Origin of the sequence: Sphingobacterium sp. UBA7249 (assembly GCF_002472835.1) — a bacterium.
In the GTDB taxonomy this organism is placed as follows: Bacteria; Bacteroidota; Bacteroidia; order Sphingobacteriales; family Sphingobacteriaceae; genus Sphingobacterium; species Sphingobacterium prati.
Genome location: NZ_DKST01000028.1, coordinates 193,633 through 218,110, shown reverse-complemented (window position 1 = coordinate 218,110; position 24,478 = coordinate 193,633). Strand labels below are relative to the sequence as shown.

21 protein-coding genes are annotated in these 24,478 nt (G+C 41.6%); 14 read left to right on the top strand and 7 right to left on the bottom strand.

Annotated features, from left to right (window positions below; all coding sequences use genetic code 11):
* Positions 1-159: 159 nt before the first annotated feature.
* A complete protein-coding gene (locus B4A24_RS20360; protein WP_293946802.1) occupies positions 160-2,607 on the top strand; it encodes an ABC transporter permease in 2,448 nt (815 codons plus the stop codon).
* Between the two features lie 61 nt (positions 2,608-2,668).
* Positions 2,669-2,986 (top strand): DUF1062 domain-containing protein, encoded by a 318-nt coding sequence (locus tag B4A24_RS23935; RefSeq protein WP_414713258.1) that lies wholly within the window; start codon positions 2,669-2,671, stop codon positions 2,984-2,986.
* A gap of 158 nt (positions 2,987-3,144) precedes the next feature.
* On the opposite strand, the gene B4A24_RS20355 is transcribed toward B4A24_RS23935, so the two are convergent.
* Positions 3,145-5,610 (bottom strand): glutaminase family protein, encoded by a 2,466-nt coding sequence (locus B4A24_RS20355; protein ID WP_293946801.1) that lies wholly within the window; start codon positions 5,608-5,610, stop codon positions 3,145-3,147.
* Positions 5,611-5,949: 339 nt separating this feature from the next.
* Here B4A24_RS20355 and B4A24_RS20350 point away from each other — a divergent pair, with 339 nt between their 5' ends.
* Complete coding sequence (locus B4A24_RS20350; protein WP_293946800.1) at positions 5,950-7,758, top strand: mechanosensitive ion channel family protein; 1,809 nt, start codon at positions 5,950-5,952, stop codon at positions 7,756-7,758.
* Here the strand turns inward: B4A24_RS20350 and B4A24_RS20345 are convergent.
* Positions 7,755-9,212 (bottom strand): PLP-dependent aminotransferase family protein, encoded by a 1,458-nt coding sequence (locus B4A24_RS20345; RefSeq protein ID WP_293946799.1) that lies wholly within the window; start codon positions 9,210-9,212, stop codon positions 7,755-7,757. The two genes, B4A24_RS20350 and B4A24_RS20345, sit on opposite strands and share 4 nt — an antisense overlap.
* 99 nt (positions 9,213-9,311) lie before the next feature.
* On the opposite strand from B4A24_RS20345, the gene B4A24_RS20340 reads away from it, so the two are divergent.
* The 6 genes from B4A24_RS20340 (at position 9,312) to B4A24_RS20315 (ending at position 13,499) form a co-directional block, all read left to right on the top strand.
* Positions 9,312-10,190 carry a DMT family transporter gene (locus tag B4A24_RS20340; RefSeq protein ID WP_293946798.1) on the top strand — a complete coding sequence of 293 codons (879 nt, stop codon included), beginning with the start codon at positions 9,312-9,314 and terminating at the stop codon, positions 10,188-10,190.
* 160 nt (positions 10,191-10,350) lie between these two features.
* Complete coding sequence (locus B4A24_RS20335; RefSeq protein WP_293946797.1) at positions 10,351-10,956, top strand: FMN-binding negative transcriptional regulator; 606 nt, start codon at positions 10,351-10,353, stop codon at positions 10,954-10,956.
* A 23-nt stretch (positions 10,957-10,979) separates the two neighbouring features.
* Positions 10,980-11,519, top strand: coding sequence for a GNAT family N-acetyltransferase (locus B4A24_RS20330; RefSeq protein WP_293946796.1), 540 nt, complete (start codon positions 10,980-10,982; stop codon positions 11,517-11,519).
* Positions 11,520-11,528: 9 nt separating this feature from the next.
* On the top strand, positions 11,529-12,269 hold the full coding sequence (locus B4A24_RS20325; protein ID WP_293946795.1) for a YggS family pyridoxal phosphate-dependent enzyme: 741 nt from the start codon (positions 11,529-11,531) through the stop codon (positions 12,267-12,269).
* A 10-nt stretch (positions 12,270-12,279) separates the two neighbouring features.
* Positions 12,280-13,011 (top strand): glutamine amidotransferase-related protein, encoded by a 732-nt coding sequence (locus B4A24_RS20320; protein ID WP_293946794.1) that lies wholly within the window; start codon positions 12,280-12,282, stop codon positions 13,009-13,011.
* A gap of 170 nt (positions 13,012-13,181) precedes the next feature.
* Positions 13,182-13,499, top strand: coding sequence for a hypothetical protein (locus tag B4A24_RS20315; protein ID WP_293946793.1), 318 nt, complete (start codon positions 13,182-13,184; stop codon positions 13,497-13,499).
* Between the two features lie 119 nt (positions 13,500-13,618).
* Here B4A24_RS20315 and B4A24_RS20310 read toward each other — a convergent pair whose 3' ends face one another.
* Both B4A24_RS20310 and B4A24_RS20305 read right to left on the bottom strand, forming a co-directional pair.
* Positions 13,619-13,909: a putative quinol monooxygenase gene (locus B4A24_RS20310; RefSeq protein ID WP_172392768.1), complete on the bottom strand. Its 291-nt coding sequence runs from the start codon at positions 13,907-13,909 to the stop codon at positions 13,619-13,621.
* Positions 13,906-14,517 carry an NAD(P)H-dependent oxidoreductase gene (locus B4A24_RS20305; protein WP_108632828.1) on the bottom strand — a complete coding sequence of 204 codons (612 nt, stop codon included), beginning with the start codon at positions 14,515-14,517 and terminating at the stop codon, positions 13,906-13,908. The genes B4A24_RS20310 and B4A24_RS20305 overlap by 4 nt, the downstream gene beginning before the upstream one ends.
* Before the next feature lie 97 nt (positions 14,518-14,614).
* On the opposite strand from B4A24_RS20305, the gene B4A24_RS20300 reads away from it, so the two are divergent.
* Positions 14,615-15,511 carry a LysR family transcriptional regulator gene (locus B4A24_RS20300; RefSeq protein ID WP_293946792.1) on the top strand — a complete coding sequence of 299 codons (897 nt, stop codon included), beginning with the start codon at positions 14,615-14,617 and terminating at the stop codon, positions 15,509-15,511.
* Between the two features lie 5 nt (positions 15,512-15,516).
* Here the strand turns inward: B4A24_RS20300 and B4A24_RS20295 are convergent, their stop codons facing one another.
* The gene (locus tag B4A24_RS20295; protein WP_293946791.1) at positions 15,517-16,128 is read right to left on the bottom strand and encodes a Crp/Fnr family transcriptional regulator; all 612 of its coding nucleotides are present in this window, start codon (positions 16,126-16,128) and stop codon (positions 15,517-15,519) included.
* Positions 16,129-16,330: 202 nt separating this feature from the next.
* Between B4A24_RS20295 and B4A24_RS20290 the strand changes: the two genes are divergently transcribed.
* Positions 16,331-16,801, top strand: coding sequence for an OsmC family protein (locus tag B4A24_RS20290; protein ID WP_312399252.1), 471 nt, complete (start codon positions 16,331-16,333; stop codon positions 16,799-16,801).
* A 2-nt stretch (positions 16,802-16,803) separates the two neighbouring features.
* Here B4A24_RS20290 and B4A24_RS20285 read toward each other — a convergent pair whose 3' ends face one another.
* Positions 16,804-17,499: a LytR/AlgR family response regulator transcription factor gene (locus tag B4A24_RS20285; RefSeq protein ID WP_293946789.1), complete on the bottom strand. Its 696-nt coding sequence runs from the start codon at positions 17,497-17,499 to the stop codon at positions 16,804-16,806.
* A 2-nt stretch (positions 17,500-17,501) separates the two neighbouring features.
* Positions 17,502-18,512: a sensor histidine kinase gene (locus B4A24_RS20280; RefSeq protein ID WP_293946788.1), complete on the bottom strand. Its 1,011-nt coding sequence runs from the start codon at positions 18,510-18,512 to the stop codon at positions 17,502-17,504.
* 171 nt (positions 18,513-18,683) lie between these two features.
* Here B4A24_RS20280 and B4A24_RS20275 point away from each other — a divergent pair, with 171 nt between their 5' ends.
* Genes B4A24_RS20275 through B4A24_RS20265 form a run of 3 tightly spaced genes read left to right on the top strand, consistent with a single transcriptional unit; the run spans position 18,684 to position 24,464 of the window.
* Positions 18,684-20,072 carry a TolC family protein gene (locus B4A24_RS20275; protein WP_293946787.1) on the top strand — a complete coding sequence of 463 codons (1,389 nt, stop codon included), beginning with the start codon at positions 18,684-18,686 and terminating at the stop codon, positions 20,070-20,072.
* A 10-nt stretch (positions 20,073-20,082) separates the two neighbouring features.
* Positions 20,083-23,373, top strand: coding sequence for an efflux RND transporter permease subunit (locus B4A24_RS20270; RefSeq protein ID WP_293946786.1), 3,291 nt, complete (start codon positions 20,083-20,085; stop codon positions 23,371-23,373).
* Positions 23,370-24,464, top strand: a complete 1,095-nt coding sequence (locus B4A24_RS20265) for an efflux RND transporter periplasmic adaptor subunit (RefSeq protein WP_293946785.1) — start codon at positions 23,370-23,372, stop codon at positions 24,462-24,464. The genes B4A24_RS20270 and B4A24_RS20265 overlap by 4 nt, the downstream gene beginning before the upstream one ends.
* Positions 24,465-24,478: the final 14 nt, after the last annotated feature.

Genomic DNA, 24,478 nt, shown 5'->3' with positions numbered 1-24,478 from the left:
AATTGTCCGCAACTGAACAAAAACATGTTCGAATATGAACAGTCCCTCCACACAACAACAAAACATAAACAACTAAAAATCAAATCATTAAAACAATGGCAAATCAATTGCAATTCCATTTTGATATAAAATGGTCATCTATTGATAATTGATAGCGCTATGTTAAAAATCTACATAAAAACTGCTTGGAGAAGTTTAAAAAATCAACGCTTCTTCTCATTAATAAAAATAGGCGGATTTGCCTTTAGCATGGCGATCTGTATGCTTATTGTTTTGTACGTAAAGCACGAGTTGAGCTATGATAAATTTTACAAAGATTCCAACCAACTTTTCAGGGTAGTAGGCATAATCAATAAAGACAATACTGTTCTAAAAGGATTATCGCTCCCAGCTCCGGCCGGCGCTACTTTAAAGGAAGAATTTCCAGAAATTATTGCCTCTGGAAGATTATTAACAAACCCTCTTTTTGGTGCTGGAACCAATCAAATCGCCACAACTGGCAATGCCGAACTATTTTCCGAAGAAGGCTTCTGTTTTGCGGATCAGGCGATCATGGATTTCTTTCCAACCAAGACAATCTTCGGTTCATTAAGCCATGCGCTCGACAATCCAAAGACTATTGTAATCACTAAGCGGAAAGCAGCGAAACTCTTTAACGGAAACCCGATCGGAAAACGCATCTATTTAAATAATGATAGATCAAATGAGTATTCCATTACGGCAGTCATCGATGATATTCCCACAAACTCCAATCTATATGGATTTGATTTCTTTATGACTTTAAGTGGTCATGAGCCCTATGAAGGAGAAAAATTAAATTGGCTTGCCTCCAACTATACAACCTATTTTAGAGTCAGAGAAGGTACCGATATTCAGCAATTGGAAAAGAAAATCACAAAATCTTATATTCAAGATCATTACAAACCTGCTATTATACAAGCGGGCATGACGGTCAATGAAGAGATGTGGAATTCCGCAAAAATGACCCTGCAACCCGTGGAAAAGATTCACTTATATTCCAACGATATACAAACTCATAAGATCGAAAGTCAAAATCGAGGCGATATTCGACTGGTCTATATCTTTGGGGGAATAGCAGCATTTATATTGATTATCGCCATGATCAACTTTATTAATCTGTCCACTGCCAATGCCGCTACACGTGCAAAAGAAGTGGGTGTTCGAAAAACCATTGGTTCTGATCGAGGGGCGCTCGTCATCCAGTTCATGACAGAATCTTTTTTATACAGTGGAATCTCGATCGTATTTGCTTTATTTTTCGCGGTGCTTCTACTCCCTTTTTTCAATAACATCGCAGGTAAATCTTTGGTTTTCCCATGGACAACTTGGTATTTCATCCCATCCCTTGTCGTCTTCGGTTTATTCATAGCCATTGTATCGGGAATTTATCCTGCAATGTATCTTTCTAAATTTAAACCGATTACAGTATTAAAAGGACATGTAAATCTAAAATCAACCCGCAATTGGTTTCGAAATGGACTTGTTATCTTCCAGTTCGCAACATCTATTATTCTAATTATTGGCACCTTGGTCATCAACCAGCAGATAAAACATATTTTAAATAGAGATCTGGGTTTCGATAAAGAACAGGTTCTCGTATTACGAGGGACAGGCACTTTGGATGGAAAGCAAAAGTCATTAAAAAATGAATTAAAGGAATTATCGTCCGTAGCTTCTGTCTCTATTGGTGATTATTTACCCGTTACGATGGACGGTGTAAAACGTAACGGAAACTCATTTTGGATCGATGGTAGACAAAACGAAGAGGTAGGTGTAAGTGGCCAAAACTGGATCGTTGATGATGATTATATCTCCACCTTCGGTATAAAAATCCTCGAAGGGCGTAATTTCAATATGAACATGCCAACAGATTCAGCAGCCGTAATTGTCAATCAGAAAATGGTAAAAGAGTTGAACCTCAAAAATCCAGTCGGCTCAAAAATCCGAAATTACGCACCGCTTACTATAATTGCTGTAGTCGAAGATTTTATCTTCGGAAATATGCACAATGAGGATGTCAAACCACTGGCATTAGTTGTTGGTGGTAGCCCGAATATGATGTCCATCAGATTAAAATCGGACAAAATTGAGCAAAGCATTGATCAAATTACAGGCGTTTGGAACAAATTCTCCCCACATCAGAAGATCCAATACACCTTTTTGGATGAAGGCTTTGCAATGTTGTATGCAGATGTACAACGGACGCAGGTTATTGTCTCAACCTTTGCGGGTTTGGCTATATTAATTGCCTGCTTAGGTTTGTTTGGACTTGCTGCATTTGTTACCCAACAACGGACAAAAGAGATCGGCATCCGGAAGGTTCTCGGCGCCAGTTTGCCTGGAATTATAAAATTGCTATCAGCTGACTTTATAAAACTTATTTTCGTCGCCATTCTAATCGCCTGCCCCATTGGCTGGTGGGCAATGAACACTTGGTTACAGGACTTCAATTACAGAATCAGTATTCAGGCCTGGATATTTCTACTTGCAGGAATCGCCAGCATGTTGATTGCATTTGGAACCATCTTCTACCATGCGCTAAAAATAGCGCGAATAAATCCGGTCAATAGTTTAAAAGACGAATAAATTCCATTCATACATTTCACCGACACAGGGTATATCATATTGCTGTCGGTGAAATGTTGTTATTACAAAACCGCTCTTAGTAATTTCAATTAGATTACTTTTCACCCCTACTCGACCGACTGAAATAGACAGTTTATTGTTCAACAAATTTCAAAATAATGATACAGAACTAGCTTGGAAATACGCGTTTTCCGAAGAAATTCGTACCTGTCTCAACCTTTCCTCAAGGCAGCTCGATCAACTACTCAGGCAAGAAGCGATTACGATGGCTGGAAAATACCTACAGAAAAAACATAAGGCAAAAAACAGAGATCGCATTGAAATTGATTGTAAAAAACTTAAAAGTATACGGTGTAACAAGCTCCAGCGTATACGGTAACGGGTTGAACTGATCCTTGATTATCTGAAAAAAAATAGCCTCAATTTCTGGAATTGTTTTTTATTAGAAAGCCATGGCCCATCACAAAAAAGGGAACCGTTGGTTCCCTTAATTTTTCACATTAAAATGAAATTACTTTTTATAAGGTATTCATATATCTATTTTTGCTGAAGTTTATCCGATAGCATCTTCATATAAAAACCGCCTACAACACTACGCGCCTTAAAATTCTCACGTATCCCCGTATTCGCATCGTAAAAGTCATTTAGTGGAACACGCGATTGTGTTTGGATCGCATGGTTGTAAACCGGGTGTACCAAAGCTTCAAATTCTTCTTGAGTCGGTGCAAATGTTGCAGTCCACAAAATCCAGTCGTTTTTGGTATACGCTTTTCGGCTATCCAATGGAATTCCAAATCTGCTTTGTTTGGTGAGGTAATACTTGATCTCCGTATTATAGACTTTTTGCGGAAACAAATTTAGTCCAAGCACTTTGTCCCAGATCAGATTATATTTTTGGCTCCAGGTATTTTTATTGTCAAATGTCAGTGCATAATGGTCTCCGGCATCGGCCATTTCCATCCATTTTGGCACCATCTCCTCCGCTATGGCACGATATTTCTTCGCCGTTTCAGTTTCACCGATCGCTTCAGCCATTTGCGCATAACAGGCAATCCCCACAATAGCCTTTACCGATAAGTTTACGTTACGGGCGAGATGACCAGCAAAATCATCTGTACATAATTGCGTTTTTGGGTCAAAACCATCTTTTACAAGATAGTCTACCCAAGTGGTAAGCGTCTTCCAGTGCTTCTTTGCATAGCTCACATCCCCCTGTACTTTCGAAATCGCCGCCGTTAAAATAATCATATTTCCAGACTCTTCAACAGGCATCGGTTCGCCATACGTCTGCCCGTTGGCCAATGGATATGTCCCCAAATCATGTGCCGCCCACGGGTGAGGATATTTGCCGCTTTCACTAAAGTAAAAGATACCGGTCAACATGCCCTTCAACAATTCCGGATTACAGATCAAGTATAAAGGTGCAGATGGATAAGTGACATCGACGGTATTAATAAAGCCACCGCTGTTGTTTTCCTTCGACAACCACAACAATTCGCCCTGTGGACTTTTTACCAGCGTGTGGGCAGCAATACTTTGCCGATAAGCCAATGTTGTTAAATGGGCATATTCCTTTCCACCCGACTTCAATGCATCGGCATAGACCTCCTTGTCGAAAGCAACACACCTGTCCATCACGGAGCGATATTCATTGGCCGCTAAGGTGAGCTGATTTTCGATGGTTTCCTTACCGGAATTATTCCACCAAGGCCGCAGATCTTTTTCGAAATATTGGATAGCATAAATTTCATCATACCCAAGTTCAACAAAGCGTTCAACTTCTTTGTTGCCCACTGTCCCAAAAGGAATGATTGTATTCAATGATAATGCTGTTCCCCTTGTACTTGTTGACTTCATATTCCCTTTTCTAAAGTCGTCCACAGCCGTCGCCATTGGACTTACAAACTGTTGGGCTTGATCCGCTTTTAGGGAAGCGACATAAAAATACCCCCAGTCAATCCGCATATCATCGGCACCTTTTTGCAAAATAGGTTGTTCGACAGTCCCCGTTTTCAAAATAGCTAATTTGTCGGTTTCATGTTTTTCAGCAGTGACCTCCTGAGAAGGCTTATAAACTGCAATATTGGATGCAGCACTTAGAAAAACCTTTACGGCATGTTGTTTTCCATCATTTGCCTTAACCTGATAGGTTATATAAGATACTGGTCTAGCCAATAGATTGAGATCATCCATCAATAGCGGCGATGTAAACGTCAGTTTTAGATCGACGTTACCAGCCTGGAAGCTGTATATCGTCCGTGTGGCTGTTACCTCCACATCCTTCTGTACGGCAGTCTGTATTTTAGGCCCACTCTCTTTAAGCCGATCTACCAAGCCAAAGTCAAGATAACGGCCGCCGGCAGTATTTCGTAGGTGGATGGCGATCTGATTCTGTCCAGCTTTAAGATCAGACTTATTTATGGGCAGGTACTGAAAGCTATTTGTCCAACCTGCTTTTTCATAAACTTTTTTTCCATTTAAAAATACCTCCACGTTATCATCATGGTTCAATTTCAGGAATAGTTCGTTGATGCGTTGCGGGTCGGTCACATTGAAGGCTCGTCGCACCCAGATATCATCGGATTTCCATAGCGTCTTGACATGTCTTTGGTCATCTCCTATGGGAGCAGCACCTGATTTCCAGTTACTGGCCTTATAAGAAGAAGACTCCCAGTCTCCTTCAGGTTTAGATTCCGTATATTGTACGGTAAAGGGTTGCTCCTCCGCTGTAGGAAGAATAGTTTTATAACTGGGTTCCTCCTTGCCAAGAAAACGGTAGATATTACCATCAACATTGATCAGTCCGAGAAGTGAATGGTCAGCTTCCGTCCAGTGTTTGGTAGTCGATGCATTCAGCTGGTCCGTCATTGACCAGATACTAAAGTTTGGATTGTGTGTAATCAATGGGTAAGCTGGAGCCTTTCGTTGTTGGGCCTGTACTGTAAAAAAGCTCGATATACAAGCTAGCAAGCAACAAAAACTCACTTTTCCGAGTTTGTTCATCTTATAAATAGGTTTTTTAAAGGGTTTAATCATATATTTTGATAAAATTAGCCACAGCTCTATTTCAGTCCTGAAAATAGTTAGATAACCATAATGCCTAAAAATGCTTCATAGCAAATTACGTTGGAATAACTGACATTCAACCGCCTCTTCGTATCATTTTATATGCAATTTATATCATAATTACAGTAGGTGCTCACCATAAAATATCCAACAAAAAAAGAATTAAGGAATATTACAGCAGCTGACAGCTAGGTTCCATAAAAACATTATTATCTTTGGCTATTCGATCAGGCGGGTTAAGCTTATAGATTTTGAATCAATTTTACCTTGGAGAATATGAAAGGATTTTACATTTTTTTCTTTACGATTATACTATGTTTTTGTTCAACAACCGTTGCGCTTTATGCACAAGAAGCCGATTCAATCAATAAAAAAGAACTTGGTTTAAGCACCTTGTTAAATGATATCCGACAACAACAGATCAACGATTCACTCGAACGCCAGAAACTACAGCAGGAAATCGCCAATCTCAAAAGTCAAAATAGCCCCAAGAAAGAAAATCTAAAACAGCAACTCAATGACTTTGAAGAAGAAAATAACTTGCGCAAGCAACAGTTAAAAATCAAAGTTGACTCGATCAAAAAAAATACCAAACGTTATGCCGTCGCGCCGTTTAATGATACCCTCTTTTATATTTATAACAAATTGGGCTCATCCCTGGCCAAAGATCGCGCCTATAATGTGGTCAATAGAATTGAAAATCTCTATGAAGATGATTTTGTAAAAGTAGACTCCTTCAAAATCGAGAACAATGAAATCAGCGCCGACATTGTCTACAAAGACCTGGTCATCACTTCCATCACAGAACTTGACGCCCTACTGGAAGGGAAAAGCAAAGAAGAGATTGCCAACCAATATCTCAAGCGTATCCAACAAGCCATCAATCAGGAACGCGCAGACAATAGTATCACCAAAATTCTGATCCGTACAGGACTTGTCCTCCTTATCCTCATCATCTTTTCGATTTTGGTATTTTTTATCAATAGACTAAAAAAGTATGGCACGAATCGCCTGTTGGCCGAACGTACAGAACGGATCAAGGATGTGAAGGTAAAAAATTATGTACTGGTCACCTCTGTGCAGAAAACACGTATATTCATTAACACAATCAATATTGCCCGTTGGGGACTGATTGTGTTGATCGCTTTCATCATGCTTCCGATAGTCTTCAGTGTCTTCCCTTTTACACAGAGCTGGGCCTCCAATCTAATCGGACTTTTTACCAAACCCTTGAAAAAAGCTGTCTTGGCCATTTGGGATTATATTCCAAACCTGATCACCGTTTTCGTTATCCTCTTTGTCATGCGTTATGCGGTACGGTTTGTCAAATATATCTTTAACGAAATTGATAAGGGTAAATTGGAGATCAATGGCTTCCACCGCGAGTTTGCCATGCCTACATTTACCATTGTCCGGTTTCTGCTACAGGCCTTTACATTGGTACTTGTATTTCCCTATCTTCCTGGAGCGAATTCAGACATCTTCAAAGGAATATCTGTTTTTATCGGCGTGTTATTCTCCCTGGGGTCCTCCTCAGCCATTTCAAATATCATCGCTGGTCTCGTCATTACCTACATGCGTCCTTTCCGCATTGGTGACCGCATTACAATTGCTGATAAGACTGGCATTGTTATTGAAAAATCACCCTTGGTAACCCGGTTACGCACGATTAAAAATGAGGAAATAACGATTCCAAATTCCTCCATCCTATCGGGTAATACGGTCAATTATTCGACCTTTTCAGAAGAAGGAATATGTTTTCAGGTTGAACTTACCGTAGGGTATGAAGAACCGTGGCAACGTATACACGAATTACTACTTAAAATTCCTCCTCGTATCGCACGTGTAAACCAACTTCCCGCGCCGTTTGTATTGCAAAAGAAACTTGATGATTTCTACGTTCTTTATGAACTGAATGTTTATATTTCTAGATCAGCCGAAATTGAGCTAGCCAAGTCCGAAATCTATCAGCTCATTCTAAATGACTTTCTAGCGGCTGGTATCGAAATGAATGGTCCGCATCTATTCGCAAAAGTGGACCATGTACCACAATACCAAAATGAAAGTACAAGTACAAAAGGCTAAAACTCGTTAATCTCTGTTGTCATATCAGATTGTTCAGCTTGTAGCATCATCTTTGCCAGATTTCCTAATTGGACCAAGGCAAATCTCAGCTCATCCGTCCAGGGCAGTCCAAGACAGAGACGCATGCAATTTTGAAATTGATTTTGCAGGGTGAACATCCTCCCCGGAGCAATACTCATATTCATTTTTAATCCGTAGTTGTAAAGCTTGATTGTATCAATACTTTTAGGCAGCTCTACCCATAAAGCTAATCCTCCTTGCGGCCGACTTATTCGGGTTCCCTCTGGAAAACACTCTGCGATCACATTGGCATAACGTTGATAGTTTTCCATTAATGTTTTTCGAAGATGATGAAGATGATGATCATATCTTCCTGTTTTCAAAAAATTACCTACCGCCTCGTGAATTAATGCCGTAGATGATAAGGCATGGATTAATTTCAGCCGGAGAATCTGATCTTTATATTTACCCGCAGCGACCCATCCCACCCGGTAGCCGGGTGCCAATGTTTTTGATACCGAACCACACCATAGGACATTCCCTTCTTCGTCAAACGTTTTACAACATTTAGGGCGTTCACGGCCAAAATAGATATCGCCATAGGTATCATCCTCTATTAGCGGAACCTTATACTTGGCGAGTAAGCGAACTACTTCCATTTTATTCTTATCAGGCATACAATAGCCTAAGGGCGTATTGAAATTGGGAACAAGCAGGCAAGCATCAATTTGAGGCAATAAGCGCTCAAGCGAATGGGTATCAATCCCCAAAATTGGATCGCAGGTCAATTCGATGACTTGTAATCCCAAACTTAGTACCAACTGTAAAATCCCTGGATAGCATGGACTTTCTAATGCAATGGTGTCCCCTGGTTTGGTTAATACCATCAGGCAGAGTGATAGCGCATGCATACAGCCATTTGTTGTAATAACATCTTCTGCTGTCAATGTGCCACCCCAAGCCATCGAACGTGCCGCTATCATCCTGCGCAGTTTCAAGTTACCTTGCAAAGATTCGTACTCGGCACCACCACCGTTCAATTCCCGGGTCGCGATCAAAATCTCTTTTTTTAATTTTGCCAAAGGCAGCAATTTCCCCGATGGAACACCTATGGAAAACAAGGTTAGATCATGACGTCCCATATTGGCATAAACACTACTTATCAACTCATCAGGCTCCGCACCATCTTTCATAAGCCCCATTTGCGGCATTTGTGGAAGTTGCAACTTATGCTGATTCAAAGCATTGACAAAATACCCAGACTGCGGTTTCGAATACACTAACGACTGTGCCTCCAGCGCCACAAAAACACGTTTAGCTGTATTCATACTGACGCCGTGTTCTTTGCTCAACATACGTACAGAAGGGAGCCGTTCATTGGCCTTGAGAACACCATTATGTATTTTACCAGCTATATTTTGAGCCAAAACACGGTATAAAAAGTCTTTTCCCATCTCGTAAAGATAACTGTATCCATCAATTAAACAAAAACTGTAACTGTACTCAATCCTTAGTATTAGCGAGATTTGTAACAGCGTTTAATTAATCCGACGATGAGTATCAATACAGGAGAGACAAAATCAAGTGGCTGGCTAAATGGTTTAGTTGGCGTTATTATATTTAGCGGATCACTGCCAGCTACACGCATAGCTGTTTTAGATTTAGATCCGTTCTTTGTGACAGTAGCCCGTGCTTCTATTGCAGGTCTGCTTGCGCTATTGGTTTTGTCGATCAACAAGGAGAAATTTCCTCCAAAAACACAATTTTTATCACTTGGTATTGTGGCTTTGGGGGTAGTCATTGGATTTCCTTTATTGAGTGCATTAGCATTACGTTATGTTACATCAGCACATTCCATTGTCTTTGTCGGAATATTACCGCTGTCGACAGCAGTGTTTGGTATTATTCGTGGCGGCGAGCGCCCGCGTCCGGTTTTTTGGATATTTTCGGTAATGGGTAGTCTCCTAGTTGTTGGCTATGCGCTCATGCAGGGAATAGCCTCTTCCCCAGTTGGTGATGTGCTAATGCTATTTTCAGTTATTCTCTGTGGACTTGGCTATGCTGAAGGGGGAAAACTTTCAAAGACGCTAGGCGGTTGGCAGGTAATTTCCTGGGCCCTTGTATTTTCAATGCCGGTCGTCCTTCCGCTGAGTTTTGTTTTTCTTCCAGCCACAATAACACATGTTGGTATAGGAGCCTGGACAAGTCTCGCCTATGTTTCTCTTTTTAGTATGTTTATTGGCTTTATTTTCTGGTATAAAGGATTAGCGCAAGGCGGAATTGCCACCATCGGCCAGTTGCAGCTCCTTCAACCTTTCTTTGGTCTAATTTTAGCGGCCAGTCTCCTTCATGAAGAAGTGAGTGTCGGAATGTTATTTGTCACTATCGGTATCATAGTATGTGTAGGGGGTGCTAAAAAGTTCGCCAAGTAACAAAGAATGAAGGCTTGCCGAACCTGTTAAAAGTAAAATAGGCAACAATATCTAGTAAAGCCGTGAAAATGGTTACTGGACTACCTGCTTTATTAAAGTTGGCCCATTTAGTTGCTTCATTTTAGCCTTATTTTTGTAGTGAACAAAAAATATCGTTTGTATGTACGTACCCAAGCATTTTCAGTTTGATGACTATAAGGAACAGGTTGCATTTATGAAACAATATAGTTTTGCAACGATCGTATCCATTAAAGACAATCTTCCAATAGCCACTCAACTGCCCTTTGAGATAAACGAACAGGCAAATAAACTTTTTTTAACCTCTCATTTTGCCATTGCAAATGAACAGGCCAATGACATCGAAGCAAATACTTCATTGGTTATTTTTTCGGAACCGCATGCGTACATATCTCCTATACATTATGACAAAGCAGAAAGCGTTCCGACCTGGGATTACATCGCCGTACATGCCTACGGAACGGCAAAGATTATAACCGAAGAGGAAGCAAAACTTAACGCACTTGAACAAATGATCAGAACTTATGACAATGATTATTTAACCCAATGGCAAGGGCTCTCCGATCGTTTTAAAAAAGGGATGATGCGAGGGATTGTCGCCTTCGAATTGGAGGTAACCAATATTCAGGGGCAAAAAAAGATTAGCCAGAACAAAACTGCTTCAGAAAGGGAGCGTATTGCGGCCTATTTGGAAAACGGCGGCAACCAGATCGAAAAAAGCATTGCCGAATCGATTAGAAATCTATAGTTTCAATGTAAAAGACACGTAAAATGAGCACAAATTCAACAGACATAAAAATCCTTAAAGTCAAAATGACAGATATTGATCTATTGCAAAGCATAGGTCAGAAGACTTTCGCAGAAACATTTTCTGAGGGCAATACAGCAGCCAATATGGCGAAATATTTGGCAGAAAAGTTTTCAAGGGAAACACTACTAGCCGAATTGAGCAATCAAGGATCGGAATTTTATTTTGCGCAACAAGATGATAGCATGATTGGTTACCTCAAAATAAATAGCGAACAAGCACAAACCGAATTACAGCATGAACATGCACTGGAAATAGAACGTATTTATGTACTACAAGAATTTCACGGAAAAAAAGCGGGGCAGCTCCTCTATGAAAAAGCATTAGAGGTGGCTAAGTTAAAAAACGTACAGTTTATTTGGTTGGGTGTTTGGGAGGAAAACCTTCGTGCAATTAGCTTCTATAAAAAAAATGGTTTCATCCCCTTCGATAAACATATTTTTAGATTAGGTGACGATGAGCAAACCGATATTATGATGAAAAAAAATATAGTTAATCAGTAATTCCAAAGAATGAACGCGACTATTATCGACAATATAAATGCGATACTGCGGCGTATTGAAAAGGCCTGCGAAATAAGCGGCCGGGATCCACAGGAAGTAAAATTACTGCTCGCAACAAAAACCGTAACAGCGGAACGTATTAAAATCGCTTTACAAGCTGGACAGACCTTACTTGCCGAAAACAAAGTGCAGGAATTAAAGGAGAAATATGAAGATCTGCTGGAAATTCCTCACTGCAGTCATTTTATCGGACACCTACAAACCAATAAAATCAAAGAAATTCTTAAGTACAATATCTCCTGCGTGCAATCTGTGGACCGACTGGATTTGGCCCAAAAGCTACATCAAAGACTCAATTCTGAAAATAAATCCTTAGATATACTCATTCAAGTAAACACATCTTACGAAAAAAGTAAATATGGTGCTGCCCCAGATCAGGTCATTGACCTTGTCAGACAGATTGCGACTTTCAGCACCTTGCGCATAAGAGGGCTGATGACGATCGGTCTCCTGAGTACCGAGGCTGAACAAGTACGCAAGTGTTTCCAGTTGCTCAAACAGATTCAACAAGAAATTATTGAACTCGATATCCCAAACGTGGCCATGCATGAACTATCCATGGGAATGAGCGGTGACTTGGATATCGCAATCGCTGAAGGCGCAACTATTGTAAGGGTGGGTACTGCAATATTCGGTCAGCGAAATACTCCTGATAGTTATTATTGGAATGAAAATAAACAGTTGATTTAAAATATAGTTTATGCATGTTCATTTTATTCAGCATGAAGATTTTGAGGCCCCGGGGGCTTACTTGGATTGGGCAGTCGAGCGACAACATACAATAACTTTCTCCAGGGTATATCGCTATGATGTACTGCCGCTAGACTGCACTGCAATAGATTTACTCGTTATTATGGGTGGGCCCCAGAGCCCAGATTCGCCTCAACAAGCATATCCCTATTACAATGCCTCTGCTGAAATTGCATTGATCACACAATGCATTCATGCTGGTAAAGCCGTTGTTGGAGTTTGTCTCGGAGCACAGTTAATTGGTCAAGCCATGGGGGCAACATACGAACCGAGTCCAGAAAAAGAAATAGGCGTCTTCGCTATCCAATTGACTGAAGATGGTTTACAGGATGGGAAAATACAGCATTTTGGTAAATTCCTGGCTGTCGGTCATTGGCATAATGATATGCCAGGGCTCAGTCCAGCCAGTCAGGTACTCGCGATCAGTGCCGGTTGTCCGCGACAGATCGTAAAATACACCGATTTGGTGTACGGCTTCCAATGCCATATGGAACTTAATTCAGAAGTTATCGAACTACTGATACATTCCGAAAAAGACCTTTTACACAAAAGCCAACAGCATAGATTTGTGCAGGCTCCAGATGAAATCCGTGGCTATGACTATGCCGACATGAACAGCAAGCTATTTCAATTTCTTGATCACTTGGAGGCTGCTTATCGGCATAAAAAAAATAGCATTTAAATGGAATTCCGTGGTAAAAATACTTATCGTTCAGCGAATAAACGCTAAGCTATCTCCACCTTGTATACCAAGATCCGCTGAAAATAATACAACCAATACCAGATTTATCGTATATTTTAGCGGTCAGGTATAGAAAAAAACTGTAGATTTAGTTATCAAACAAAACGCTGATGGATTTTAAAATTAAATATCTTTTGTACGGAAGTCTTTTATTAATCACAGGTCTTTTGCTATTTTCCTGTTCCGTAAAAAAGAATGATGAAAATCTGATCTGGTACGAAAACCAAATTATTGAACAGGTTGTACCTGAACAAGATTCGGTTTACAGAATACAGATCGGTATGATGGCCGCTTCTTTTTGGTTGGATAACAAAAATGCTGAACGAAAGGATGAATTAAACCTTTTACAAAAGAGTTTAAAACAACGGGATTTGCTTACGATCGGCGTAGAAAAAGGAACCAATAAAATCATTCGTGTCGACAAATAACAATAAGCATCTTGTAGTTTGCAACGCTAACACGAATGATCTCCTCAAATTTTCATATAACGATGTATAGTTACCCCTTCGCTTAGGCCAAAATTTTTAACGCTCCTGCCAAAATGAAATTAAGCTATTCTTTCCATTAAATAAATCTGAGGATCCTCTTGCAACTTCTCCCCAGCCATTTCACCAAATGCAAGAATATAAGGCTGCTGATTATGGTGATCCAATCCCGCTCGGCTTTCCCAAATTTCATAAAAGATAAATTGGTTCTCATCCTCTGTCGTCTGATGTAGGTCATATTGAACACAAGCAGCTTCTTTGCGGCTCTCTTCGACCATATGTTGCAATGCGGCCATAACTTCGCCTCGATACACCGGATTTGCTTTTAAAATAGCGGTTATATAAATCCTCATGATAATTGATTCTCAAAGTAAAATACTTCTTCCAGATATTCTTTATACTCTTTTTCATAATTATCGACGCGCTCTTGTGTCGCACCTTTTTCCATATCATGGAAATGGAAGCTTCCAATACTTTCCAGACCCGCAAATTGATTCATCTTATGGAAACCAAACAGGACACCTTCATCGACAGAATGTTGGTCAAAAAACTCTCCTTCCATCGTAAATGCCGTATCTGGCGCATTCCAACTCGAGGTTACAAAATACTTTTTTCCATGCATTAGACCACCGGTGCCATAATTGATTGCGGGATTCTTACGTGAACGACCATCACTCCTATAAATTCCATTATTATGTCCAGCCGTAAAAACTTCATCGATATAAAGCTTCAAACGATTGGGTACCTGAAACCACCATACAGGGAAATGATACACAATAATATCCGCCCATTTAAAATTTTCTGCTTCTACCATTGGATCAAATGCATCATTTACATTTGTCACACGGGTTTCAAATCCGTTTTTAACTAAAGTTTGTACCGTCCAATTCGTAATTGTGGTATTAAAAGAACCACCTGAGTGTGCGAATTCCTGTCCGCCATTGATAATAAATATATTCATTTCTATAATTTTTCTTATTGATAATACAAATTTCTATCATTATTATAGATAATACAAATAATTTAAATTGCATATTTGTATCATTAAAATAATAGCTATGAAATGGAACTTAGAATGGCTTCGCACTTTTAAAGCGATCTATGAGACCGGTACACTGTCTGCAGCAGCACAAGAATTGTTTATTTCGCAACCTGGTGTAAGCTTACACCTCAACTCTTTGGAAGCTTTTACTGGGCACAAACTATTCGATCGTTCAGCACGTAGAATGGTGCCGACCGAGAAAGGTAAAATTTTATACAACTATATAATTGATCCGCTTAAGAAGCTTGAGACAGGCGAACAGCACTTTCACAAACGGGCGCTCGATGAACGTATTACCATAAGCATCGGGATGTGCTTTGAAACCTTCCAATACACCTTAGAGGAGCATATTGCGCAACTCCCCTTTAACCTGATCATTAAATTTGGCGAATACCCGCAGATGCAACAAGATCTGGACAATGGTCTGCTCGACTTAATTATAACACCGCAAAAGGGCAATCAACAGAATTTGATTTATGAGGCCTTTTCGAAAGAACGCATCGTATTGATTGCCGGTTGCCAGACAGATACTGCTGACGTAGAAGCCTTATTGCAGGACAGTAAGATTAAGGAAGCTTCTCAGCTCTTAAAAAAACAATTATGGTACAGTACCGCAGCAGATATGGATCACCTCAGGAATTTCTGGTCAACGCATTTTGGCGAACATCCAGATTTCAGCCCCAATTACATTGTGCCCAATATCAGTTCCATTATACGGTGTCTTAGCAATAATAAAGGCTTTTCCATTGTTCCCGATTTTCTATGTGCAGAGGCTATTGCTTCGGGCAAAATCAAACTTGTATGGGAAGGTCAATCTCCTGTTGAGAACACACTTTATTTTGGAACACGTAAGAAAACAATGTACCAAGAGGAAATCAGTCAATTGGAAACATTGTTACAGGAAAAATGGTAGCTTCCTTATTGATTCAGCATCTTGCTTAAGAATTCGGGAGTCACGCCAATATAAGCTGCCACTTGCTTTTGCGGCAAGCAGGCGATCAAGCTGGGGTACCGTGTGCAAAATCGTTCATAACGTTCCTTAGCAGTCAAACGAAGGTTTTCCATCGCACGGCTTTGATAATATACCAAGGCGTTCTCTGCAAGTACCCTGAAGTAAATATTCAATTGTGGGATTTCCTTGTACAGCTTATTCAGATCCGCCTTTGCGATCATTGCGATCTCAGAATCAAATACGGCATCCACGGCAAGATGCCCAGGCTGGCCTGTTACGAGGCTATACATATCCCCTATCCACCAGCCTTCGGGAGCAAATTGCTGAATATACTGGTAACCATTTTCATCTACACAATAACTGCGCAGACAGCCCGAAACGACAAATAGCACATAACGACTGATATCCCCCTCCAACAACAGAAATTGTTTTTTCTTGACTTTCTTTTCTTTAACAAAAGAAAAGAAACGCTCCCTCTCCTCCGCATTGAGATCAATCTGATTCAGGATACTCTCCGCTAATAGCTTTTGATCCATACGATAATACTGATTGGTATACGACAAATATAGTTTATCCATAAATCTGAACCAAAGTTTCTACCTATTGTTTTAGTGTTTCGTTGAACGCCATGCCCATTGACTTCCTTTAAGTCCTCAAGCCGTGCATACATCACAGAAACATCCCTAAATAGGATATACTAAAAAATGGGACAGCAATTTACTTTACAACGAAAATGTTTAGGATATTTTATAACTTCATCGCTAATTAAAAACTTGTTTGATGAAAGAACATCAGTATAAAGCTACTGTCGAATGGATAGGCAATTTGGGCAGTGGTACGGATCATTACAATAGCTACGAGAGAAGCCACAACATTAGTATAAGGGACAAAGTTGTTATTCAAGGGTCGTCTGATCCAGCGTTTCGGGGTGATCCCAGCAAACATAATCCTGAAGATCTACTACTTGCTTCGTTATCTTCCTGCCATATGCTATGGTATCTTCATTTCTGTTCGGTCAACAATATTATTGTGGAATCGTATATCGATCATGCCACAGGGACAATGATCGAGGAAGAGAGTGGCAAAGGCTTCTTTAAAGAGGTCGTACTTAGCCCCTCGATCCGTGTACAGCGACCGGAAATGATCGACAAAGCAATAGCACTCCACAAAAAGGCCAGTGAATATTGCTTTATTGCAAACTCAATGAATTTCCCGGTACTCCATCAGCCCCATGTGCGATCTGAAGTGTAAACTTATCTATTGCCGAGACGTTCTTGTAATTCCCTTCTAAAAGTAATTCCCACCGGTAGGTTTGTATCATTGATCTGCACCATACCATGCTCATACTTACTGACCTTATTGATAGAGGCAATATACGATTTATGGATACGGACAAATTTGGAAGCAGGTACTTGTTTTAAAATCTGTTGGGTAGTACTGGCTGTAAGGTATGTCTGGGCAGGTGTCACAATTTTTACATAATTACCAAAACTTTGAATAAAGTCGATTTGCGCAAGTTTCACCTCAATCAACCGTCCATCCATGCGAATACTAATTGTCTTTGGTTCCTCCTCTTGCGGAATCAGACTACTGGTATAGGAAAGAAAACGTTGTACAGCCTTAAAAAAACGGGGAAAAGATATCGGCTTCAATAAATAATCAACAACCCCATAATCATAGCTTTCCAGTGCGTACTCCGAGTAGGCAGTGGTCAATATCGTTTTGGGAGGATTGTCCAGCATTTTCAGAAACTCCATGCCAGTGATTTCGGGCATATCAATATCCAGAAAAATCAGGTCGACCCTATTATTTCGCAGATATTCCAATGCTTCAAATGCATTGTAACATTGGGCAGCCAATTCCAGATCAGTGCTTCTTTCGATATAATTGACCAATACATAATGTGCAGCTGGTTCGTCGTCAACCACAATACAGCGATTTTTCTCCATAGCTAAAGATTTATGACTAAAGACACCTCAAACTCCTCTTTACTGGCGTTCGTATTTAACTGATACCGGTTGGGATATAACAATTTCAATCGCGCTACCGTATTTTCTAAACCTATTTTTGCCGAAAAAACATTGCGTTTTTTGACAGGAACGGAATTTCGTACATGCAAATATAAGTTCCCTTTTTCAATCTTGATGGAAATCGCTACGTAACAATCTTCTATACTACAGGTACCATGCTTGAAGGCATTTTCAACAAACGTAATCAGTAGCATCGGCGCAATCTGGTAGTTGACTCCCTCCTCCCGCTGGTAATCAAAATCAATCTTCGTACGATATCCAAGGCGTTCACGTTCCAATTCAATGTAACTCGAGATAAAGTCAATCTCATCATCCATTGACACAAATTCCCTATCGCTACTTTCCATTTGATAACGCAGCAATTGAGACACCTTGATAATCAGTTCAGAAGTACGTTCAGGAAATTTGAGGCTGATGCCGTAAATGGTATTTAATGTATTGAATAAAAAATGAGGGTTCAGCTGTTTTTTTAAATTGGACAATTGCGTCTGGTTGGAAAGCAATTCTCTACGTGTTTTCAATCGCTGGAAGCGATAGAATTCGATAAATTGGATACTGCCCAAAATACAGATTAACGACCCTAATAATACCCCCAATTGGTAATGGAATGTTTTCTGAGCAAGATTTTTGTACAGAAAACAATTTTTGTAGATTACATTTTCCGTTATTTCTTTTAGAATGAGGGCAAAAACCAGCAATATTGCGATGGAGGACAGCGCATACAGTACGGCCTTATTTTTTTTCAGCAGCAGCGGCAGCAGAAAAAAACGATTCACCTGCGCATGAACGTATAAGATCAGAAAATAGATCACCCCCATTAAAAAACCTTTCCAGCTTAAAATCAGGATCCAGTCATTCAACGTAAAGAGGATAAACGAAAAGATCAATAATGTAATTTCCTGTATGATCTTATTCTCCAGCACCTTTCTCATAATCCCTTGTTTTGTTAAAAATCTGTTACAAAGTAAAAGTATTAAGTTTATAACCACCGAAAAATAAATGACGAATTAAATTGGTCACTTTTAAACGCTATAGATCATTTTAAACGGACTTTACAGCAGACATGCTCCTTATCTTCGTGTCCATAAAATGATATATAACCTATGCTGAAATTGAATTTAGTGTTGTCATTGGCTGTATCACTTGCGACCTCAACCCTATTTGCCCAAAAGCTTACCATTCGCGATGCTGTGGACCAAGGTCTGGCAAATTATGGAATTATCAAGGCGAAAGCGTATTATTTCCAATCAGCACTACAGACCAACGAACAGGTAAAACGTGACTTCTGGCCCAATTTGACCGTTGTAGCGCAACAAGATTATGGTACCATCAACGGACAGAACGGTCCATTGTATGGATTTGGTGGACTGGGGGTTGCGTCTTCGGGGGCGGCACTTCCTGAACAAAACTGGAATTCCGCATTCGGAGCGCTCTATCTCGCCAACATCAATTGGGATATCTACACCTTTGGCCGCAGGAAAGAGCGCATCGAATTGAGCAAAGCGGACAGCAAACGTCTGGAAATTGATCTTCAACAAGAACAGTTTCAACACAAGATCAAGATTGCCGCAGCCTACCTGAATCTTCTGGCGAGCCAGCGTCTTCAAAAAAATCAACAGAAGAACCTTGACCGCGCTCTAGTATTCTTTAACATCGCGGCCACCAAAGCCAAGAACGGGATTTTGCCCGGTGTCGATTCAACCTTGGCTTCGGCAGAAGTGTCCCGCGCGAAAATCAGTTTAAATCAGGCCGGAGAGAATGTGAAGGAGCAAAACAACAAATTAACGGTACTGATGGGGATCAACGCAACAGATCTTCAGATTGACACTGCGCTGGTAACAAAAACACCCACCCAGCTGCTGAGCACTGACCCGGCTTTGGTAGACAATAATCCGGTACTTCAATATTACAAAAGTCGGATTGAAGTGGGCGAACAACAGCTGAAGCTTTCAAACAAGGAATTTTTACCAACCCTCTCCGCTTTCGGAGTTTTTCAGGCAAGGGGTTCCGGTTTCAAAAGCGATTACACCACAGACCTTCAAGCTTTTACAAGAAACTACTGGGATGGTATCCGCCCCAATCGACAAAACTATCTTTTGGGCTTAGGGATCAATTGGAATATCACCTCGATCGCACGTATCAACAAAAAAATCAGTGCACAGCGATACACCAACGATGCCTTGCGGGAGGAATATCAAACTACTGCGGCGCAATTTGTCGCACAGCTCGATGCCGCTGATGTTAAAATCAAGTTAGCCCAGCAGAGCGATATCGAAGCACCAAGACAGGTGTCAGCGGCCCAACAGGCCTACAATCAAAAGATGGCCATGTACAAAAACGGTCTGGCGACACTTGTGGATGTCACCCAAACCCTATATACACTTAATCGAGCCGAAACAGATCGCGAAATCGTCCATATCAACCTCTGGCAATCACTTTTACTGAAAGCCGCAGCAGCTGGGGATTTCGATATTTTCAACAAAGAACTATAAATAACACCGCATGAATTTAATACGTTTTGCCTTACGTAAGCCGATATCCATTCTTGTACTGGTCATGGGACTTATTGTATTTGGAATAGGCGCAGTACGCACGATCAAGGTCGACATTTTACCCAAAATGAACCTTCCTGTTATTTATATTGCGCACCCCTTTGGGGGTTATTCTCCAGATCAGATGGAGTCTTATTTTGCGAAAAACTACGTCAATATCCTGCTTTTTGCCAACGGCGTCAAATCCATTGAGACCAAAAACATCCAGGGGTTAACCTTAATGAAGATCTCCTACTACGAAGACACCAACATGGCCCAAGCGGCAGCCGAATTGAGTGCATTGGCTAATCGTATCCAGGCCTCCTTTCCACCGGGGTCACAACCGCCTTTTATTATCCGGTTTGACGCGTCTTCACTTCCTGTTGGTCAATTGGTACTTAGCAGCGATAAACGTTCCAACAACGAACTGCAGGATCTGGCCAATGTGTATGTTCGGGCTTCATTTACCTCCATACCGGGATTACTTTCCCCACCACCATTTGGAGGGAGCCCCCGTACCATCGAGGTCAATGTGGATCCCGACCTCATGCGCAGTCACAACATGACCCCCGATCAGGTCGTCGAAGCATTAAAACTCAACAACCAGACCGCACCTGCCGGTAATGTCCGTATAAAAGATAAAAACTATATTACGCCCACCAATAACACCATTCGGGATGTAAAAGATTTTGAGAAAATCCCGCTTTTTAAAGGCGGTGTTCAAAATCTCTATCTGGGCGATATTGCCACGGTGAAAGACGGCGCCGATGTTACCGCAGGTTATGCCCTCGTCAATGGCAAACGATCGGTCTACGTCAGTATTGCCAAAGCCGGTGATGCTTCCACCTGGGAAGTAGTCCAGAATTTGAAAGCTGCACTTCCAAAAATACAGAATACCTTACCCGAAGATGTCAAGTTATCCTATGAGTTTGACCAATCCGTCTATGTCATCAACTCCGTCAAAAGTCTGATCACCGAAGGTGCTATTGGTGCAATCCTCACCGGTTTAATGGTTTTACTCTTTTTAGGTGACCGTAGAGCTGCGTTAATCGTTATCCTAACGATTCCGATCTCGGTTATTTCGGGTGTACTCTTCCTGAAACTATTTGGCCAGACCATCAATCTGATGTCCCTGAGCGGATTGGCACTGGCAATCGGTATCCTCGTTGACGAAAGTACGGTTACGATAGAGAATATACACCAGCACCTGGATATGGGCAAGCCCAAAGCATTGGCAATCTGGGATGCCTGTAAGGAAATTGCCCTGCCAAAGCTGTTGATTTTATTGTGTATCCTCGCTGTATTCGCTCCAGCTTTTACAATGACAGGTATTCCCGGATCCTTATTCTTACCGCTGGCCCTGTCCATCGGATTTTCGATGATCATCTCCTTCCTGTTGTCACAGACTTTCGTACCGATCATGGCCAATTGGCTCATGAAAGATCACCACAAAACCGGTGCGCATAAAATAAATCCAAAAGGCCTGAATGCCGATGAGGTTCAATTTGCCGAAACAGGTCTTTCAGTTGAATCCGAACAAGATACCCTGAACCAAAAGAAACTCCTTGTCGAACGGGAAGATTTTAATAACGATGGCAAAATTAGCCTGTTTGAACGATTCAGAAATCGGTTTATGAAAATGATCGATCGACTGTTCAAACAGAAGAAAATTATCACCGTCGTCTATCTGGTTGGTGCCATAAGCTTGGTACTCGTTTTGCTCAATACGATTGGACAGGACGTATTTCCAAAGGTCAACTCAAGTCAATTTCAGATGCGCCTCCGCGCCGTCGAAGGCACCCGCATTGAACGTACGGAAGAAAAGGCCAAACGGGCATTAGCTGAACTTGAACAACTGGTCGGTAAAGAACATATTAGCATCTCGTCTGTTTATATTGGTCAACACCCCGGGCAGTTCTCCGTATCACCGATCTACCTGTTTATGGCAGGTCCCCATGAAGCTGTTTTTCAAATCGCCCTCAAAGATTATCACCACGATATGGACAGTTTCCGCGATGAATACAGAAAACGTCTCAAAGCCGCTCTTCCTGATGTGCAGGTCTCTTTTGAACCGATCGAACTCACCGACAAAGTCCTGAGCCAAGGTTCGCCGACACCTATCGAGGTACGGATAGCGGGTAAGAACAAAAAGAATAATGAAAAATATGCAGGCAAATTAATTGAAGAACTAAAGGCCATTCCGTATTTCAGGGATGTACAACTCGCACAATCCATCAAATACCCGTCCTATGACATCAATATTGACCGGGTACGTGCTGCACAGCTTGGTATTGACCTCGCGGAGGTGACCCGCTCATTGATTGCTGCAACCTCCTCTTCCCGTTATACAGAAAAAAATACCTGGATTGATGAAAAAGCCGGACTCTCTTATAATGTGCAGGTACAGGTTCCCATTGATAAAATGAAAGACGAGAAAGAGATCGGTGAAATTCCGTTGTTAAAAAATTCGTCACGGCCGATCCTGAGTGACATCGCGACCATTACACCTTCCTTTACTTATGGCGAAAACGACAACTTAGGTGCGATGCCTTACATTTCTGTCACGGCCAATATCGACCATACGGATCTGAAAACAGCCTCCAATGATGTACAACGTAGTATTAAAGCTTTGGGCGAACTTCCACGCGGTCTTTCGGTGGAGCAAATCGGATTAGGAAAAGTGCTGAGCGAAACAATGGATAGTTTACAGGCTGGGTTAGCTGTAGCGATTATCGTGATATTTCTGATGCTTTCGGCCAACTTTCAGTCATTTAAAGTTTCCATGGTCGTCCTCACCACTGTGCCAGCCGTTGTCCTTGGGTCCCTGCTGATGCTTTTATTGACCGGTTCAACGCTCAACCTACAGTCTTATATGGGTATTATTATGTCTGTTGGTGTATCCATCGCTAATGCGGTGCTGCTGATCACCAATGCCGAACATATCCGCAAGCACAATCAAAACGCCTTGGCTGCCGCACGCGAAGCAGCCTCACTGCGTCTGCGTCCTATTATTATGACCAGTTTGGCCATGATTGTCGGGATGTTGCCCATGGCTATCGGCCATGGCGAAGGCGGTGAACAGGTATCTCCTTTGGGGCGTGCCGTTATCGGAGGCTTACTCTTCTCCACGTTTGCCGTACTGGTGATTTTACCGCTGATATTTGCCTGGGCACAAGAGAAAAGCAGCACCCAATCCATTTCGCTAGATCCCGAAGATGAAGAAAGTAAACATTATATTGCAGCATTAAAACCTTTATCATGAAACAGAATTTCTTAAAAATATTATCCGCAGCCGGCCTACTCGTCTACTTAACCGGATGTCAGTCCGCTGCTGAAGAAAATGGCAAAAAAGTAGCAGAGACAACCAGTCCGGCGATGGAAACATTTGTACCGTCCAAACAGAAGCTAACAAACAAGATGCAAATACCCGGCGAGATCAGCGGATTTCAGCAGGTGGAAATTTACGCCAAAGTGAGCAGCTATGTACGGGCCTTAAAAGTTGATATCGGCAGTCGGGTTCAGGCTGGACAGTTGTTAGCTGTTCTGGAAGCACCGGAATTAAGCTCACAGTTGTCGGCAGCAAAATCAAGGCTAAAGTCACAGGAAGCAATTTACATGGCGACCAAAAGCACCTACGACAGATTATTTGAAACCAGTAAAGTCGAAGGTACCGTTGCCCGGCTGGATCTTGAGGTCGCTGAAGCAAAAAAGAACGCCGATTTTGCCCAATTTCAGGCCGCAAAATCGGCCTATGCGGAAGTACAGAACTTGTTGAACTATCTCGAAATACGCGCGCCGTTTGACGGCGTTATTGCCACAAGGAATGTCAATCAGGGGGCGTATGTCGGACCAGCGGGCAGAGGTTCAGAGATGCCCATCATGACGATCCAACAGCAGAGCAAGCTCCGCCTGGCCGTTGCCGTACCCGAACAATATGCCGGCTTTCTGGCAGCGAATCAACCGCTACAATTTACCGTAAAGTCCTTGCCGGGCCAACAGTTTTCGGGTAAGATCGCACGTAAATCGGGCGCATTGGACAGCAAATTTAGGTCTGAAAGGGTTGAAATTGACATTACAAATACCAACAACAAACTCCTCCCGGGCATGGTCGCCGAAGTCGAACTACCCTTAACTTCCCAGGATAGTACTTTTGTTGTTCCCAAAACAGCAGTCTTTACTTCCGGCGAAGGTAGTTTTGTGATTGCCGTTATAGACAATAAAACCAGCCGTGTTCCGGTGCAAAAAGGGCGTAGCATTGACGGTCAGGTAGAAGTCTTTGGCAACCTTAGTCCAACTATGCGACTCCTCAGTAAAGCCGACGAAGAGATCGTCGATGGTACCGATGTGAAATAAAGACAAAAGGCCTT